This is a genomic window from Ilumatobacter nonamiensis YM16-303 (assembly GCF_000350145.1).
Classification (GTDB): Bacteria; Actinomycetota; Acidimicrobiia; order Acidimicrobiales; family Ilumatobacteraceae; genus Ilumatobacter_A; species Ilumatobacter_A nonamiensis.
In genome coordinates, this window is record NZ_BAOL01000314.1 from 1 (window position 1) to 1375 (window position 1375).

General features: G+C 67.6%; 2 protein-coding genes. One reads left to right on the forward strand and one right to left on the reverse strand.

Going from position 1 to position 1375, the window contains the following annotated elements:
- Positions 1 to 30 precede the first annotated feature (30 nt).
- Positions 31 to 1011, reverse strand: a complete 981-nt coding sequence (locus ON45_RS20265; RefSeq protein ID WP_040496546.1) for a 2-hydroxyacid dehydrogenase — start codon at positions 1009 to 1011, stop codon at positions 31 to 33.
- Between the two features lie 100 nt (positions 1012 to 1111).
- Here ON45_RS20265 and ON45_RS20270 point away from each other — a divergent pair.
- Positions 1112 to 1375, forward strand: a 264-nt coding sequence (locus ON45_RS20270) for an alpha/beta fold hydrolase (protein ID WP_040496547.1), incomplete at its 3' end; no start/stop codon positions are given.

Sequence of the window (1375 nt, forward strand, 5' to 3'; positions counted from 1 at the left end):
CGGAGCGCCGGAACTGATCACGAGAACGGGTCAGTTGACCGGGGTCGGAGGGTCGTCGCCGCGGAGGACGGCGACCACGTTGCGCGCTGCGAGTTCGGCCATCGCGGTACGGGTCTCGACCGTCGCGGAACCCAGGTGGGGAGCGAGCACCACGTTGTCGAGGTCGAGCAATCCGGGGTGGACGTCGGGCTCGTGCTCGTAGACGTCGAGCGCCGCGCCGGCGATGGCGCCGTCACCCAGGGCGTCGACCAGCGCCGCTTCCTCCACGATCGGGCCACGAGCGGTGTTGACGAGATACGCCGAGGATTTCATCGATGCGAGCGCGTCGGCATCGATGAGGTGGTGAGTCTCCGCGGTGTAGGGACAATGGAGCGAGACGACGTCGCTGCCGGCGAGCAGGTCGTCGAGGGGAAGTCGGCGTGCCTCCAGCCGCTGCTCCACCTCGGCGGAAGCTGCCGACCGATTGTGGTACACGATGTCCATTCCGAACGCTCGCGCGCGTGTCGCCGTGGCGGTGCCGATCTCGCCCATCCCCACGATCCCGAGTTGCCGCCCCTGCAACCCGGTGCCGAGCATCATGAACATGCCCCATTTCCACTCGGCGCCGGATCTGATCAGGCGTTCTCCCTCGCCCAACCGCCGGGTCGAGGCGAGCAGCAGCCCGATCGCCAGATCGGCGGTCGCTTCGGTGAGCACCCCGGGGGTGTTGGTCACCCGTACACCGCGGGCGGTGCAGGCGTCGACGTCGACGTTGTTGTATCCGACGGCGACGTTCGCGACGACGCGTGCGTTCGGTGCGGCGTCGAGGAAGTCGTCGTCGACCTGGTCGGAGAGCAGGGTCACGACGGCCTTGGCGTCGGCGAGTTGATCTCGGACCACGTCGCGAGGAGCCGGGTCGTCGCCGCTCCATGCCCACACGTCACCCGCTGAGCGCAGGAGGTCGAGTCCTCCCTCGGGAATCCGTCCGGTGACGACGATCTTCGGTGGGTTCTTCGAGGTGGACGTGTTCATGTGCGGGCTCCGATCGGTTCAGACGACACGATGCCAGGTCTCGATCGTCGGGACACGAGGTTCCCGCCGATCGAGACCGGGACGGCGCAATACTGATGGGATGGCTCCCCGCCTTCCGCTCCAGCACGTCACGATCCACGGACACGACGTCGGGTACCGGCGCGCGGGCGACACCGATGCCCAGAAGATCCTGCTGATCCACGGCCTCGCGGGGAGCTCGAAGACGTGGGATGCCGTCATCGACGAACTCGCCGTCGACTACGACGTCATCGCTCCGGACCTGCTCGGTCATGGCGAATCGGCCAAGCCTCGCGGTGACTATTCCCTCGGTGCGTTCGCCAGCGGAATGCGCGACTTCCTGGCG